The sequence below is a fragment of the Candidimonas humi genome, assembly GCF_019166065.1.
GTDB lineage: Bacteria > Pseudomonadota > Gammaproteobacteria > Burkholderiales > Burkholderiaceae_B > Candidimonas > Candidimonas humi.
In genome coordinates, this window is the sequence record NZ_JAHTBN010000008.1 from 105,002 (window position 1) to 118,405 (window position 13,404).

Here is a 13,404-nt window from a genome sequence, read left to right on the forward strand (position 1 = left end):
GCCCGAAGATATCGAGTCAGGAAAAAGTAAGTCGGAAGATCGCGATTCGAGAGATCGCCAGCCCGGGAAAAGCGAGCCGCCAGGCGGGCTGTCGCTTCTTGCGTAAATGCAAAGTCCGACTATCGATCCATGCCCGACGAACGACTCGCCCGATCCAGCACGAGCCACCTGACAGTTCACCCCAACAATTCGCTACGACTGTTCGCTCCGACAACACGCATCGGCCGCGTCCAGGCGTCCTACAAGGCGATATTCAGCAAAGGCTGGTCCAGGCACCAGCGTTCCAGGTTCTGCACGAACACATCGATCACGCGGCCATAATTGCCGTCGGAATGGCCGGCCGTGTGCGGCGACACAATGACATTGGAAAGACCCCACAGCGGCGAATCCGCGCTCAACGGCTCGTGCGTGTAGACATCCAGATACGCGCCGGCCAGCCTGCGGGATTCCAGCGCCTCGATCAAGGCCGCCTCGTCCACCACATCGCCGCGCGACACATTGACCAGATGCGTGCTGTGCGGCAAACGCCGCAGGAACTCCGCATCGACCAGCCCACGCGTGGTCTCGGTCAGCGGACAAGCCAGGATCACCCAATCGCAAGGCGGTACCGTGCGCCGCAACTCATCGTAGGAAATCATCGCGGCAACTGGGCCTGCACTTGCGCTTCCCGGCGCGACCGCGCTGTGCCGCACTACCGTGATCTCCATCCCGAGCATGCCCAGGTATTCCGCCACCTTGCGCCCGATCGCGCCCCAGCCGACGATCACCGCCTTTTGCCCGGCCAGGTCACGCGGAATCAGCTCGCCCATCAGGGGCAGCCACACCTTGTCGCGCTGCGCCTGCTCCAGCAGCCGGAATCTCCGGTTCAGCGCCAACACCCCGGCAAGCACGCTCTGCGCCACCACCACCGCGTTGCTGCCCGTCGAAGTGGTGATGGTCATCCCGCGCCGTTTCAAGTCCGCATAAAAATACCGGTCTATGCCCGCCGAATGAGTATGCACCCAACGCAGGCCGGCCCCGGTGCACAGCATGTCGCTGAACACCTGCAGCGTCGGCAACACAGTGTGCTTCGTCGATTCGCCGGTAATATCGCGCGCCAGCAAGGCCACATCGGCCGTGTCGAGGACATCAGCCTCGATGCGCTCTTTCGCAATATACGGAACGGTCGCTTCCACATAGCGCGACCAGGCCTCGGGATGACGCGCCTCGATCATGCTCAGGGCCTTGGGCGAAGACAGGAGACGAACTTTCTTGTGCGACATGAGAGTATGGTGACATCAAGGGTAAACCCGCATTTTACAAGAGGGATACCCAGGCGGAAAAGCATCGGGGCGACAGAGCAGCCTCCTACTTGTCCCACACCGCGCTGGCAGGAAGAACGCCGATCGCAGCATGACAGCCCTTGGCTGCACAAGCGACTATGGCAATCGCCTTGTCCGCATTCACGACCGCATCGTCATTCAACACGATAAAACCTTGATGGCCGCATTTCGGGCATACAGGCCGAATTCCTACAGGAAAGTGCCTATCAAAAAACCCGCGTTCATGTTCCCCTGTCATCGATCAGCGCCTCCTTTCGCGATCGATCTTACCTTATAGCTGTCGGGGACGCTTGCCTAACGGGAAGATCTAATCCCCCGCAAACAGCGGTTGGCCATGGCTTCTTAGCAGTCCTACTTCTGCGCCGCGTTAAAAATGGGGGGATTGCCGGAGTATGTATAGAATCACAGAAAGCTGATTTATTCAGTGTCGCTGTCTCTTCCCTTTCTTCTGAAGTTTTCGTTATTTTTGCAGTAAGCAAGAGCATCTCCTACAATTCCGACGAGCCGGTACAAATTCTCGGGCTTATCAAGCAAAATTTGATCACTAGTACCCGTCTGTAGGCCTGCCCGGGCGACTTCGGCGCGGTGAACGTCGGTTAGTGGAACAATGAACTGGATGGTAGGGTGCTTTTTATCACCCCAAAATCGAAATAACCAACGATTTGTTTTTCCGCCGTGCATAATGGAGAAATAGGACTCCGTATCGCGAGCTTGTAGATCCTCTCCTGGCAAGATATCGCAACAGACCTTATATAGGTTCTGCTCATCGACGGTTGTGATGATGTTTGGATTATCAGGGTCAACAATCGACGCACTTTCGTCGACAACTACCTCTACCGGAGCCGTGGGCGATATAGTCTCGGGCGCGGATAGGCTGGTTGCCACCATTGAGCTAACGGATTGGGCGACGGCTTGCTTGATGATCGGCTGCACACTTTCTAGAAATTTGCCGGTCATGGTGCGCTGCGTTCCAGCACGCGTGGCAACATATTTTACGAAATCCAGATCACAGTCACGTAGCGCAGAAGTAATAGCATCCTTGAAAGCGTGCAGATAGACATTTTCTTCGGCAAGAGCTCGCAGTGCTTCGGGCTCTAAGCGATCATAGTGAAAACGTTCGAGCTGTTCGGCAATATCTTCAGCGCCACTGGCGAAATCGACTACCAGAAATGGTTCGCGATCCATAATATTGCGATTGTCCAGGTCGGCAAAAAAGCGCCATTCGCGACCGTTGGTAATAGCCGCTACAGCAACTTCGGGGGTAGCGTTGTAGTAACGAGCAAGCTGAGGGCAATGATTGGTCAAATCGGCCGAGTATGTCTTGGCCTCAATGAATAGAACAGGGATGTCGTTGCTGAACAGAGCATAGTCAACACGTTCGCTCGCCTTGACTCCTGGAAAATCGGCACCGTACTCAGCTTTGACCTTAGTGGGGTCGTAGGGGCTGAAGCCCAAAATATCAAGCAAGGGAAGAATTAGGGCTTGCTTGGTCGTCTCCTCGGTCGCGCAATGCGCCCCGACATTCTTGACATGCTCAATGTGATGCTCGATACGGCGTTTGAATTCCTGCATGATTCCTGTCTCCAAAGCATTTTCACGTTATCTACAAGGGCTTATTGTTTATAAGGCCGCAAATCCCCGCTTCGCACTATATCCACCTGCTTTCCCGCTCGACCCAACATAGACAACCATCATCTTGATTTGCTTGATCCAATGAATGGCTCGGCAGAGCGTAGTCGTATCGGCGCCGCTTGAGGCTCTAATTGCGTATGGCCTCCAACTGAGGATGCGATGTCCTCCAAGAACATCGCCATCATTTCATTCTGGCGCCTGATCTCGTCCATGGTATTGGACATCACCACGACCGTTGTGATGAATCCGAATACCACAACCCACCCCACGACAATTCCCAGAACAATCAAACCCACAGTGGCGGCGGGATAGTGCGAGTCGCTATTCCATAAATAAAGAACGATTATCGCGATTGCGAGGACAAAAAGAATATGGGTCGCCTCGATGATCCCCGAATAAAACCGTGCAATGAGCCTATTCATCGTTCTCCTCCTAAAAACCTTCGCCTGTGCTTCTACCGATCGTGTCGCACTGTTCGACTTGTTGTTCTAGCGCCAATACCCATGTAGACATTATTGGTATTATTTTTCTTATTTAGTTACTTTTAGCGCAAAAATAAGGCTGTCGCTTCTACTTTCACCTCCAACCGCCTACTCTTCTTCTCTTTAGCCAGACATTTTCTGGCATGTGCTGGCAGACAGGCGACTCGAGAGGACTAGGGGCTGGAATGCAATTAGGCGGGCTCGTCCGTCAACGACTAGGTGCATCTTGAATGCAATTGCGCGCGAGTGACGAGATCCATCCCATCGCCCTCTTCTTGTAACCTTTTATTGTTTTATACACCTTTCGTTATTTTTTGGTCAAAGGAATATAAGCATTTTAAATTGCACGGGCTCGTGGTCACTTTCCGAGTGTTCTGTCGAATCTGGGCCACTGCGTTGATGTTGCTCCTTAGGCCACCGCGAGGCGGGCGGCGAGGCCGTGCAACACTGGGAACCACACCACTTGTGCGGAATCGGTCGTCGGGGGGAGGCGCCGGGTAGCCGGTGCCGACACCCGGTTTAGGCCTTGCGGTCAGAAAAGAAAAAGGACCTACAGACAAAAATCTGTAAGTCCTTGATAAATATGGCGCGGCTGGCAGGATTCGAACCCACGACCCCTTGGTTCGTAGCCAAGTACTCTATCCAACTGAGCTACAGCCGCTCCAAAGAGGCGTAACTATAACACACGTTTTCCAGGGTGCGCAAACCAGGCTCGAAAAGCAGGCCAATAGCGCCGGACGGGCGCTTTTCCGCCGCGCAGAACTACGCCATAGCCAGCCTGGCGGCCCTATCCGCACTCCGTATAATGTCGGGCAGACGCCGCGCCCAACAGCGGTTCATCCCAGGAGGCCCTCTTGTTTACTAGTCCCAAGATCACCTGCATCGAAGATTTTCGGCGCCTGGCGCAATGGCGCGTGCCGCGGATGTTCTACGACTATGCGGATTCGGGGTCATGGACCGAGGGCACGTACCGATCCAATGAAAGCGATTTCCAGCGCCTGAAGCTGCGGCAGAAGGTGGCGGTGAACATCGCGAACCGGTCTATCCGCACCCGCATGTTGGGCATGGACGTGGCGATGCCGGTGGCGATTGCACCCACGGGCCTGACGGGCATGCAGCATGCCGACGGTGAGATCCTGGGCGCACGGGCTGCCGAGAAGTTCGGCATTCCTTTCACGCTGTCGACCATGAGCATCTGCTCGATCGAGGACATCGCGGCCCATACGCGCCAGCCGTTCTGGTTCCAGTTGTATGTCATGCGCGACCGCGATTTTATCGGCCGCCTGATCGACCGCGCCAAGGCGGCGGGCTGCTCGGCGCTGGTGCTGACGCTGGACTTGCAAGTACTGGGCCAGCGCCACAAGGACATCAAGAACGGCCTGTCGACGCCGCCCAAGCCGACGCTGACGAATATCCTGAACCTGATGACCAAGCCGCGCTGGTGCATCGACATGCTGGGCACGCAGCGGCGCACTTTCGGCAATATCGTCGGGCATGCCAAGGGCGTGACGGATCTTTCCTCGCTGTCGTCGTGGACGGCGGAGCAGTTCGACCCGAGCCTGAACTGGGACGACCTGGAATGGATCAAGCAGCGCTGGGGCGGCAAGCTGGTGCTCAAGGGCATCCTGGATGCCGAAGATGCGCGCCATGCGGTGGACGTGGGTGCGGATGCGCTGATCGTGTCCAACCACGGCGGGCGCCAGCTCGACGGCGCCCCGTCGTCGATTTCCGCCCTGCCCCACATCGTCGAAGCGGCGGGTAAGGACATCGAGGTCTGGGTGGACGGCGGCATACGTTCGGGACAAGATGTGCTCAAGGCCATGGCGCTGGGCGCCAAGGGCACGATGATCGGCCGCGCGTTCCTGTATTCGCTGGGCGCGATGGGCGAGGCAGGCGTCACCCGCTGCCTGGAGATCATCGCCAACGAACTGGACATCACCATGGCGTTCTGCGGCCGCACCGATATCCACGACGTCGACCGGTCGATTCTGCTGAACCCACAGATCTTCGACAAGCCGGGCCAGGCCTGACTACCGTGCCTCCTGGCAAGCGCTTTGACCATCGTCGGCCAATTCACGAGCCAGCATCCCCACACGCCGAATCGAACGATCCAGCAGATCCGGGTCCGCCAGCCCGCAGCTCAAACGTATGAAATGATCATAGCGCCCTGAATTGGAAAAGATGGTGCCTGGCATGATGCATAGCCCGTCGCCCAAGGCAATTTCAAACAGGCGCAGAGCATCGACGGCGGCGGGCAGCTCCAGCCAGAATGTCACGCCGCCTTCGGGCGGGGTGAATCGCGTGCCCGGGGGAAACGATGCCGCGATAGCTTCGGCGGCGCGGGCGCGCAGCAGCCGCATGTGGTGCTTCAGTCTTTGCAAGTGCCGGTCGTAGGCGCGGGACTGGATGAACTGCGCAGCGACAACTTGCGGCCATTCCTCGTTGCTGCGGCCCTGGGCGGACTTGAGCATGCCGATGCGGGCATGCCAGCGGCCGCCATTCATCCAGCCCAGGCGCATGCCGGGTGCCAGTGTCTTGTTCAACGACACGCAATATATGACCGTGCCGTCGGTGTCCCAGGCCTTCAGGGGCTTCAAGGGCATCGACGCATCGGCCAGGTCTCGGTAGGACTCGTCTTCGATCAGGGCCACGCCGCTGCGCGAGCACAGTTCCACCAAGCGCGCCTTGTGGGCGTCGGGCATGCTGCAACCCAGCGGATTGTGCAGATTCGGCATGACCACCACCGCCTTGATGGTGTCGTAGGTTTGCAAGGCCAGCTCCAGCGCCTCGACGACCAGGCCCGTACTGGGGCTGGTGGGAATTTCCAGGGCGCGCAAGCCCAGGGCTTCTTGCACCTGCAGCAGGCCGGAAAAGCACGGGGACTCGATCGCCACCGTATCGCCCGGCCGAGTCACGGCGCGCAGGATCAGATTGACTGCCTCGATGCCGCCATGGGTCACGATGACCTCATCGGGAGCCAGTTGTACGCCTGCATCTAAGGCGCGACGCGCCACCATGCGGCGGAAGTACTCATTGCCAGGATCGATGCCCGTGGCGGTAAGCAATTGCGGATTGTGGCGCAACGCCGCCGTCGCCAGCTTGCGCAGGGCTTCGGCGGGATAAAGCTCGGGCGCCGCGGCGTTCGCGCCGCCCAGGTTCAGCGCCTGCGGCGCGGCCTGGCACATGGCAATGACGGCCGAGACCTTGGAATGCACGCCCACGAACTGGGCGCAATCGGGAATGGCGGGTGTCGGCTCGGCCACCGCAGGGAGCTGGGCCGAGCGGCCGCGCTGCACGAAATAGCCCGAACGCGGCCGGGCGTGCACCAAGCCTTCCCGTTCCAGCGAACGATAAGTTTCGGTCGCGGTCGCCAGGCTCACCCCATGGCGCCGCATGAAGTCGCGCATCGAAGGCATGCGGTCGCCCGGCCGCAAGGTGCCGGCGGCAATGTAGCCGCTGTATTGCCTGGCCAGCCGCCGGTATAGCGGCTCGCTTTCAGGATCAGCGGCAGCTGTGGCTGTCGGGTCTCGGACCATGCGTTCATGATACAGCGCCGCATATGCATACGACAGATATAGATGTGGAGCCTTTCTACCGATGCAGGCGCCGCGCGATACAAGCTGTATCGCATCAAATCCTCAACGCGTGTGCCTGTTCCGGCAAGGCGACGGCCACTATCCTAAATACCCGAAACCTCTTCCTAGCATTACAGGGATGCCTCATGCCCTCAGCCACTTTCCGTGCCCCGCCCGATTGGTCCGAACGCCGCTATCCGGTGCCCGGTGGCCAGCCGCTGCTATTATGGTTGCCGCGTGCAGCGCTGCTGGTTGCAGCCCATGGGCGGATCGAACTGGCCGGCGCATGCAATGCACTTGCCTGGCTGGGCACGAAGGCCCCGCGCCTGCACACCCGCATCGAAGACGGTGAGCACTATATGCTGCAACAGAGCGGCCATGTATTCCTATCGACAGATCCAGGACGGACCGCTACGCTGATCGTGCAGCGACCGGCCAGCGCGGCGGGAAAGCTGCTGGCCAGGCTGGGGCGGCGTCGCCCCGCCGGCGGCACGCAGAGCCCGTGCGCGCCCGACGCATAGCGCCACCCTGAGCAGGGCGCCCAGTTCGACACCGCCGCCGAGATACGCCAGCACCGCCGCCCTCGCGGCTCCGAAAACGAACAAGGCCGCGCAAAACAAGCATCGTCATGTGCCAACGCCAGGCACTACCTGCACTATCTGCTACAGCCTCCCGCTGCACCCGCAGCGCCTGCTACGGCCGAGCATTCAAACTGGATCGACGTCGGCGGGCGTAAATCGGCGGCGGCCGGGTTCGGGGCGGGACAACGGATCCACCGACCGCATGGTTTGCAGCGAGCGCTGCGTCAAGCGGTGGTACATAGCCGTGCCGCGCGTCTTGTCCGCGACTTCGGCTGCGCTCAGTTCACGCACGACGCGGGCCGGCGACCCGATCACCAGGCTGCGCGGCGGCACCGCCAGGCCCGCCTTGACGAAAGCCATGGCCCCCACGATGCTGCTCTCGCCCACGACTGCGCCGTCCATCACCACTGCGTTCATGCCCACCATGGCGTTGCGCCCTATGTGGCAACCGTGCAGGATGGCGCCGTGCCCGATGTGGCCGTCGACATCGACGATGGTGTCGTCCCGTTCCCCGCCATGCAGCACGCAGGCGTCCTGCACATTGCCGCCTCGCTCGACGATGATGCGGCCGAAGTCGCCGCGCAGGCTTGCCAGGGGGCCGATATAGGCGCCGGGCCCGACGAGCACGTCGCCGATCAGCACGGCGCTGGGGTGTACGTAGGCGGTGGGGTCGACCACCGGGGTGAAGCCGTCGATTGCGTAGACTTTAAGCATGGGGTTCCTCGGCAAGACCGGGCGGCCCGAAAGGTCGCCGTCATCTGTGCCTACTATAGCGCCCCCAAGGCTTCAGGCTCGGGCCCCGTCAGTCTGAGCCCTCTCAGTCCTGCACTTACCCTCAGTCCAGGGTTTCCCTTTAGTTCAGGGTTTCCCTTCAGTCCGATTTCCCTCCAGTCCCGCTTCCCTTCAGTCCAGCGCTTCCCATTTCTCGGCGCTGGCGCCGGCCAGGGCGCGCACGCGTTCTTCGTCCTGGCCGAACTCGGCCGCTGCACCGGTATAGACGATATGGCCGTCGTCGAGCACGTAGGCGCGATCGGCAACCTCTACCGCGGCGCGTACGTTCTGCTCGATCAGCAGCACCGACATGCCTTCGTTGCGCGTGGAGACGATGACGCGGAACACGTCCTGCACGATCAGGGGCGCCAGCCCCTGGGACGGTTCGTCCAGCACCAGCAGCTTGGGATTGAGCAGCAGCGCGCGCGCGATCGCCAGCATTTCCTGTTCGCCGCCCGAAAGCTGGCGCCCCTTGTTGTGCTTGCGTTCGGCCAGGCGCGGGAACAGATCATAGACCCGGGGGATGTTCCAGGGGCCGGGGCGATCCATGGGCACCTTGAGGTTTTCCTCGACGGTGAGGTTGGCGAAGATGCGCCGCCCCTCCGGCACGAAGCCTACGCCCAGCATGGCGATGCGGTACGGCGGCGCCTGGGTCGTGTCCTGGCCGAATATGCGGATGGAACCCGACTTCGCCGGCGTCAGCCCCACGATGCTGCGCAAGGTGGTGGACTTGCCGGCGCCGTTGCGGCCCAGCAGGGTCACGAGCTCGCCCTCTTCCACATATAGGTCCACACCCTTCAGGATGTGGCTCTTGCCGTAATAAGTGTTGAGTCCTTGGACTTCCAGCGCCTTCATGCCGCCTTCCCCAGATAGGCCGTCTGCACCTGTTCGCTGGCGGCGATTTCGTCGGGGCTGCCTTCGGCCAGCACCCGACCTTCCGCCAGCACGGTGATGCGGTCGGCTAGATTGAAGATCACCCGCATGTCGTGTTCGATCAGCACGATGGTAAGGCTCTGCGACTGGTGCAGCCTGCGGATCAGCCTGGCCATGTTGTAGGTTTCCTGGTTGCCCATGCCCGCTGTGGGTTCGTCCAGCAACAGCAGGCGCGGGCGCAAGGCCAGGGACATCAGGATTTCCGTGGCGCGCTGGTCGCCGTGCGCCAGTTCTCCCACCATGCGGTCGGCGTGGGCCGACAGGCCGCCCAGGTCGAGCAGTTCCTCGACCCGTTGCGAAACCTGTTCTTGTACATCTTTGGGCACCCGCAGCTTGAGCCGCAAGCCGTGGGCGAGTTCCACCGGTATGCGCAAGTTTTCGCGCACGGTCAGTTCGGGAAAGATCTCGGTGATCTGGAAGGTGCGCGCCATGCCCATGGCCACGCGCTCGTCGGGCGGCAGCAGCGTGACGTCGCGGCCGTCGAAGAATATGCGCCCGGATGTAGGCCTGAAGAAGCCGCTGATGAGATTGAAAAAAGTGGTCTTGCCGGCGCCGTTGGGGCCGATGACGGCGTGCAGGCGGCCCGCGTCCACCGAAAGCGAGACGCCGTTGACCGCGACCAGGTTGCCGAAGTGCTGTGAGACATTGTCGATCTGCAGCAGGCTCATTTATTTTCTCCGCAGGAAGCCGAGTACGCCCCGGGGGAAGAACAGGACGATGCACACGAAGAATATGCCTATGAAGAACATCCAGTTCTGGGTGTGGCTGGAGACGAAATCCTGCAGGACGACGAAGATCGCCGCCCCCACCAGCGGCCCCCAGAACGAGCGCATGCCGCCCAGCACGGCCATGATCACGAAATTGCCCGACAGCGTCCAGTGCAGCGAGCGCGGGTCGGTGAAATTGCTGAGCAGCGCATACAGCGTGCCGGCAATGCTGACGAAAAAGCACGAGATCACGAAGGCGATCCAGATATGGCGGTCGACCGGAATGCCGAGGAAGCGCGCGCGGCGTTCGTTCTCGCGAATGGCCAGCAATGTGCGGCCGAAGGGCGAACGCAGCAGCAGCGCCATCGCGCCCACCGACACGGCAAAGACCAGCAGCACCAGGTAGTAATAGGCCTTGTCGTGCGTCATGATGTCGATCTGGGTGAAACCCAGGTCGATAGGCTTGCGGGTGAAGCCCGTGAGCCCGTCGTCGCCGCCCGTGACCGAATGCCAGCGGAACGCGATGAAATAGAAAACCTGGCCTATGGCGATCGTCACCATCGCGAAGTAGATGCCGCGCAGCTTGACGATCAGCAGCCCCACCAATGCGGCCGCCAGCGTGCCCACCAGCACGCCCAGCACTATGGCCAAGGGGGTGCTGGGCACCAGGTATTTCAGCGCCAGCCCCGCGCCGTAGGCGCCCAGCCCGAAATAGGCGGCGTGCCCGAACGACAGCACGCCGGTGAAGCCCAGCAGGAAATTGACCGACATCGCAGCCAGGCCCATCACCAGCACGCGCGTGGCGAGGTCGGTGTAGCCGCCCACGTAGTCCATCCAGTAGGGCATGGTCAGCAGGACGATCCACAGGACCGCCACGGGAATCGCATTATGCTTGCCGTTCACAGGGTCATTCCTTCTTCGCCAAACAGGCCGCGCGGCCGGACCAGCAGCACGAGGGCCATCATGATGTAGATGATGGCCTCGGAAGCCGAGGGAAAGAACACCGTGGTGACGCCCGCCACGACGCCGATGAGCAGGCCGCCGACCAGGGTACCCGTCAGGCTGCCCAGGCCGCCCACGATAATGGCCACGAAGCTGGGCATGATGAGCGAATCGCCGATGGTGGGCTGCAGGCCCAGCAGGCCCGCGGCCAGCACGCCGGCCAGCCCGGCGAAATAAATGCCCAGGCCGAAATTGAGATTGCGCAGGATGCGCACGTTGACGCCCAGCACCGACACGGTTTCGAGATCGAGCGTGCCGGCGCGGATGCGCATGCCCAGCCGCGTGCGGTGCAGCACGAAGAACAGCGCGATGACGGCCACCGCCACCAGTATCACCATGAACACCCGGTAGCCGGTCAGGAAGAACATGTAGTTGCTGAGCGGCTTGGTGAGCCAGCCCGGCAACTGGAAGGGCAGGCCTTGCGCGCCCCAGATGTAGCGGATCGAATCCTCGAACACGTAGGCCAGGCCAAAGGTGAGCAGCAGGCTGTAGAGCGGATCGCGGCCATAGCAGTGGCGGATCAGCAGGCGCTCGACCAGCAGTCCGAGCAGCGCGGTGATGACCGGCGCCACGATCAACGCACCCCAGAAGCCGGTGTAGGGCATGAGCGTGTAGGCGATATAGGCGCCCAAGGCAAGAAAGCCGCCGTGCGAAAAATTGATGACGCTCGTCAGGTTGATGATGAGCGACAGGCCCAGCGCCATCAACGCGTAGAACGCGCCGACGATCAGCCCGTTGAATACATTGAACAGAAGCAATTGAGTCACTGCGGGCCCCTGGTTGGCGCGTCGCCGCATGCACGCGCCGCCGCCTCGGCACCTGGGCCGGGCAGCGGCGTGGATACTGCGCTATGGCATATCATGCGTTGCGTGACGTGTACTGTTTCGAGTGCGATCGTATACAGGACAGGCGTGGCGCCGCGGCGCGCCGGATGCGCCGCGGCATGCGCGCCTCAGGTGGGCCAGGTCATCTTGCAGCCCGATTCGGCCACAGTGCCCGCGATGGTCTTGCCATCGACGATGCGGGTGACGTGGAACAGGTCGTCGGGCGCATCGCCCTTGGGCTGCGCCGTGCCCACATAGAGCGAACCGATGAGCTGGTTCTGCCCGGCGCGATAGAACGGCGCATTGGGCATCAGGCCGATTTCGGGCGGCAGCGTGTAGCCCTGCAGCGCCTTGGCCATCTTGACCGCGTCCAGCGACTTGGCGTTATTGGCCGCCAGGGCGCAAGTCCAGCCGCCCACGAAGCCGAACCAGGTGCGCGAAGTAGGCACGCGGCCGGTCTTTTTCTTGATGGCGTCGACGAATTCCATCACGTGCGGCACCTTGGGCTGGTTCCAGTACCACTCGAACACCCAGTCGCCCAGCCGCGCCTCGGGCGGCAGGGCCTCGAGGGTTTCGAGTTCCTGGTTGGCGCCGGCCAGGTGGAAGCGCTTGTCCAGCCCGAACTGCACCGCCTGCTTGAGCGCATTGGTCAGGTCGTCGCCGTTCATCAGGAACACGATGACATTGGGGTTGGCGGCCTGGGCCTTGATGAGGTAGGAGGAGAAGTCGGTGGTGCCCAGCGGGATCATGTCCACGCCCAGGTTGACGCCGCCGCCCTCTTTCAGGTTGGCGTCGTAGCCGTCCTGCAGGGTATGGCCGAAGGCGTAGTCCGAGGTGAGGAAGTACATCTTCTTGCCGTACATCTGCATCAGCGACTTGGCGATGGCATTGGTCAGCATGCGCGTGGTGTTGCAGACGCGGAAGACGTTCCAGTGGCAGGTCTTGCCGGTGACCTGGTCGGTGTGGCCGCCGGGCACGATGTGCAGCACGCCCTTCTGGAAGGAGACCTCGGCCATGGCCACGCTGAGCGCGGAATTCACGTTGCCCAGCAGGAAATTGACCTTGTCGCGATCGATCAGCTTGCGCGCCTTCTGCACCGAGGTGCCGGCATCGCCGCTGGTGGAGTCTTCCGACAGCAGGACGGCCTGGCGGCCGAGAATGCCGCCCTTGGCATTGATCTGCTCGACGGCCAGTTGGCAGCCTATGAGTTCGTTCTTGCCGGTTTCCGCGTAGGTGCCGGTCAGCGGGTTGTCCATGCCCAGTTTGACCGGCTGTTCGCCGCGCGCCTCGATCATGAGAGGCGGCACCAGTTGCGCCACCCCCGCCGCCGCGGCCAATTGCAATACGGCACGGCGACTGATGCCCGTGGGCTTGGCGCCGACGGGCTTCTGTTTTGTCTCTTCCATTTGACACTCCTACGGTAGATGCGGAATGTGCTTCGACAGCCACATGAGAGTTGCTGCTAATGTGTTCTTAATTACTTATTAGGACTGCACACTTTGTTCATGAAAACAAAACCATACAGCCCTTTTTAATGTGCCCCGAACCACAGTTTTCTGTCAAGATAAAATTTCT

General features: G+C 61.0%; 12 protein-coding genes and 1 tRNA gene. 2 read left to right on the top strand and 11 right to left on the bottom strand.

The genetic code is table 11. The annotated features are described in order from the left end of the window. Window positions 1-239: 239 nt before the first annotated feature. From KVP10_RS16620 to KVP10_RS16635, 4 genes are all read right to left on the bottom strand, one after another. Window positions 240-1,262: a D-2-hydroxyacid dehydrogenase gene (locus KVP10_RS16620; protein ID WP_217965741.1), complete on the bottom strand. Its 1,023-nt coding sequence runs from the start codon at window positions 1,260-1,262 to the stop codon at window positions 240-242. Window positions 1,263-1,739: 477 nt separating this feature from the next. Beyond that, entirely contained in the window at window positions 1,740-2,894 is a 1,155-nt protein-coding gene (locus tag KVP10_RS16625) for a type I restriction endonuclease (RefSeq protein WP_217965743.1), read from the bottom strand. A 119-nt stretch (window positions 2,895-3,013) separates the two neighbouring features. After that, window positions 3,014-3,376, bottom strand: a complete 363-nt coding sequence (locus KVP10_RS16630; RefSeq protein ID WP_217965744.1) for a hypothetical protein — start codon at window positions 3,374-3,376, stop codon at window positions 3,014-3,016. A gap of 644 nt (window positions 3,377-4,020) precedes the next feature. Next, window positions 4,021-4,097, bottom strand: a tRNA-Arg gene (locus KVP10_RS16635). Window positions 4,098-4,290: 193 nt separating this feature from the next. On the opposite strand from KVP10_RS16635, the gene KVP10_RS16640 reads away from it, so the two are divergent. Then, on the top strand, window positions 4,291-5,466 hold the full coding sequence (locus tag KVP10_RS16640; RefSeq protein WP_217965746.1) for an alpha-hydroxy acid oxidase: 1,176 nt from the start codon (window positions 4,291-4,293) through the stop codon (window positions 5,464-5,466). On the opposite strand, the gene KVP10_RS16645 is transcribed toward KVP10_RS16640, so the two are convergent. Continuing rightward, complete coding sequence (locus KVP10_RS16645; RefSeq protein ID WP_217965747.1) at window positions 5,467-6,972, bottom strand: aminotransferase-like domain-containing protein; 1,506 nt, start codon at window positions 6,970-6,972, stop codon at window positions 5,467-5,469. Window positions 6,973-7,157: 185 nt separating this feature from the next. Here KVP10_RS16645 and KVP10_RS16650 point away from each other — a divergent pair, with 185 nt between their 5' ends. Then, window positions 7,158-7,532, top strand: a complete 375-nt coding sequence (locus KVP10_RS16650; protein WP_217965748.1) for a hypothetical protein — start codon at window positions 7,158-7,160, stop codon at window positions 7,530-7,532. 186 nt (window positions 7,533-7,718) lie between these two features. Here the strand turns inward: KVP10_RS16650 and KVP10_RS16655 are convergent, their stop codons facing one another. The 6 genes from KVP10_RS16655 to KVP10_RS16680 all read right to left on the bottom strand — a co-directional run bounded on the left by KVP10_RS16655 (window position 7,719) and on the right by KVP10_RS16680 (window position 13,235). Then, window positions 7,719-8,306, bottom strand: a complete 588-nt coding sequence (locus tag KVP10_RS16655; RefSeq protein WP_217965749.1) for a transferase hexapeptide repeat family protein — start codon at window positions 8,304-8,306, stop codon at window positions 7,719-7,721. Between the two features lie 189 nt (window positions 8,307-8,495). Next, window positions 8,496-9,218 (bottom strand): ABC transporter ATP-binding protein, encoded by a 723-nt coding sequence (locus KVP10_RS16660; RefSeq protein ID WP_217965750.1) that lies wholly within the window; start codon window positions 9,216-9,218, stop codon window positions 8,496-8,498. Then, window positions 9,215-9,964 (bottom strand): ABC transporter ATP-binding protein, encoded by a 750-nt coding sequence (locus KVP10_RS16665; protein ID WP_217965751.1) that lies wholly within the window; start codon window positions 9,962-9,964, stop codon window positions 9,215-9,217. The genes KVP10_RS16660 and KVP10_RS16665 overlap by 4 nt, the downstream gene beginning before the upstream one ends. Continuing rightward, entirely contained in the window at window positions 9,965-10,849 is an 885-nt protein-coding gene (locus KVP10_RS16670; protein ID WP_217965863.1) for a branched-chain amino acid ABC transporter permease, read from the bottom strand. It abuts the gene before it with no gap. Window positions 10,850-10,902: 53 nt separating this feature from the next. After that, a complete protein-coding gene (locus tag KVP10_RS16675) occupies window positions 10,903-11,772 on the bottom strand; it encodes a branched-chain amino acid ABC transporter permease (protein ID WP_217965753.1) in 870 nt (289 codons plus the stop codon). Window positions 11,773-11,957: 185 nt separating this feature from the next. Continuing rightward, window positions 11,958-13,235, bottom strand: coding sequence for an ABC transporter substrate-binding protein (locus KVP10_RS16680; protein WP_217965754.1), 1,278 nt, complete (start codon window positions 13,233-13,235; stop codon window positions 11,958-11,960). Window positions 13,236-13,404: the final 169 nt, after the last annotated feature.

Bases quoted from the DNA above. Each gene is read 5' to 3' on its own strand.
- KVP10_RS16620 (WP_217965741.1), bottom strand. From the start codon at position 1,262: ATGTCGCACAAGAAAGTTCGTCTCCTGTCTTCGCCCAAGGCCCTGAGC.
- KVP10_RS16625 (WP_217965743.1), bottom strand. From the start codon at position 2,894: ATGCAGGAATTCAAACGCCGTATCGAGCATCACATTGAGCATGTCAAG.
- KVP10_RS16630 (WP_217965744.1), bottom strand. From the start codon at position 3,376: ATGAATAGGCTCATTGCACGGTTTTATTCGGGGATCATCGAGGCGACC.
- KVP10_RS16645 (WP_217965747.1), bottom strand. From the start codon at position 6,972: ATGGTCCGAGACCCGACAGCCACAGCTGCCGCTGATCCTGAAAGCGAG.
- KVP10_RS16650 (WP_217965748.1), top strand. From the start codon at position 7,158: ATGCCCTCAGCCACTTTCCGTGCCCCGCCCGATTGGTCCGAACGCCGC.
- KVP10_RS16655 (WP_217965749.1), bottom strand. From the start codon at position 8,306: ATGCTTAAAGTCTACGCAATCGACGGCTTCACCCCGGTGGTCGACCCC.
- KVP10_RS16660 (WP_217965750.1), bottom strand. From the start codon at position 9,218: ATGAAGGCGCTGGAAGTCCAAGGACTCAACACTTATTACGGCAAGAGC.
- KVP10_RS16665 (WP_217965751.1), bottom strand. From the start codon at position 9,964: ATGAGCCTGCTGCAGATCGACAATGTCTCACAGCACTTCGGCAACCTG.
- KVP10_RS16670 (WP_217965863.1), bottom strand. From the start codon at position 10,849: ATGCCCTACTGGATGGACTACGTGGGCGGCTACACCGACCTCGCCACG.
- KVP10_RS16680 (WP_217965754.1), bottom strand. From the start codon at position 13,235: ATGGAAGAGACAAAACAGAAGCCCGTCGGCGCCAAGCCCACGGGCATC.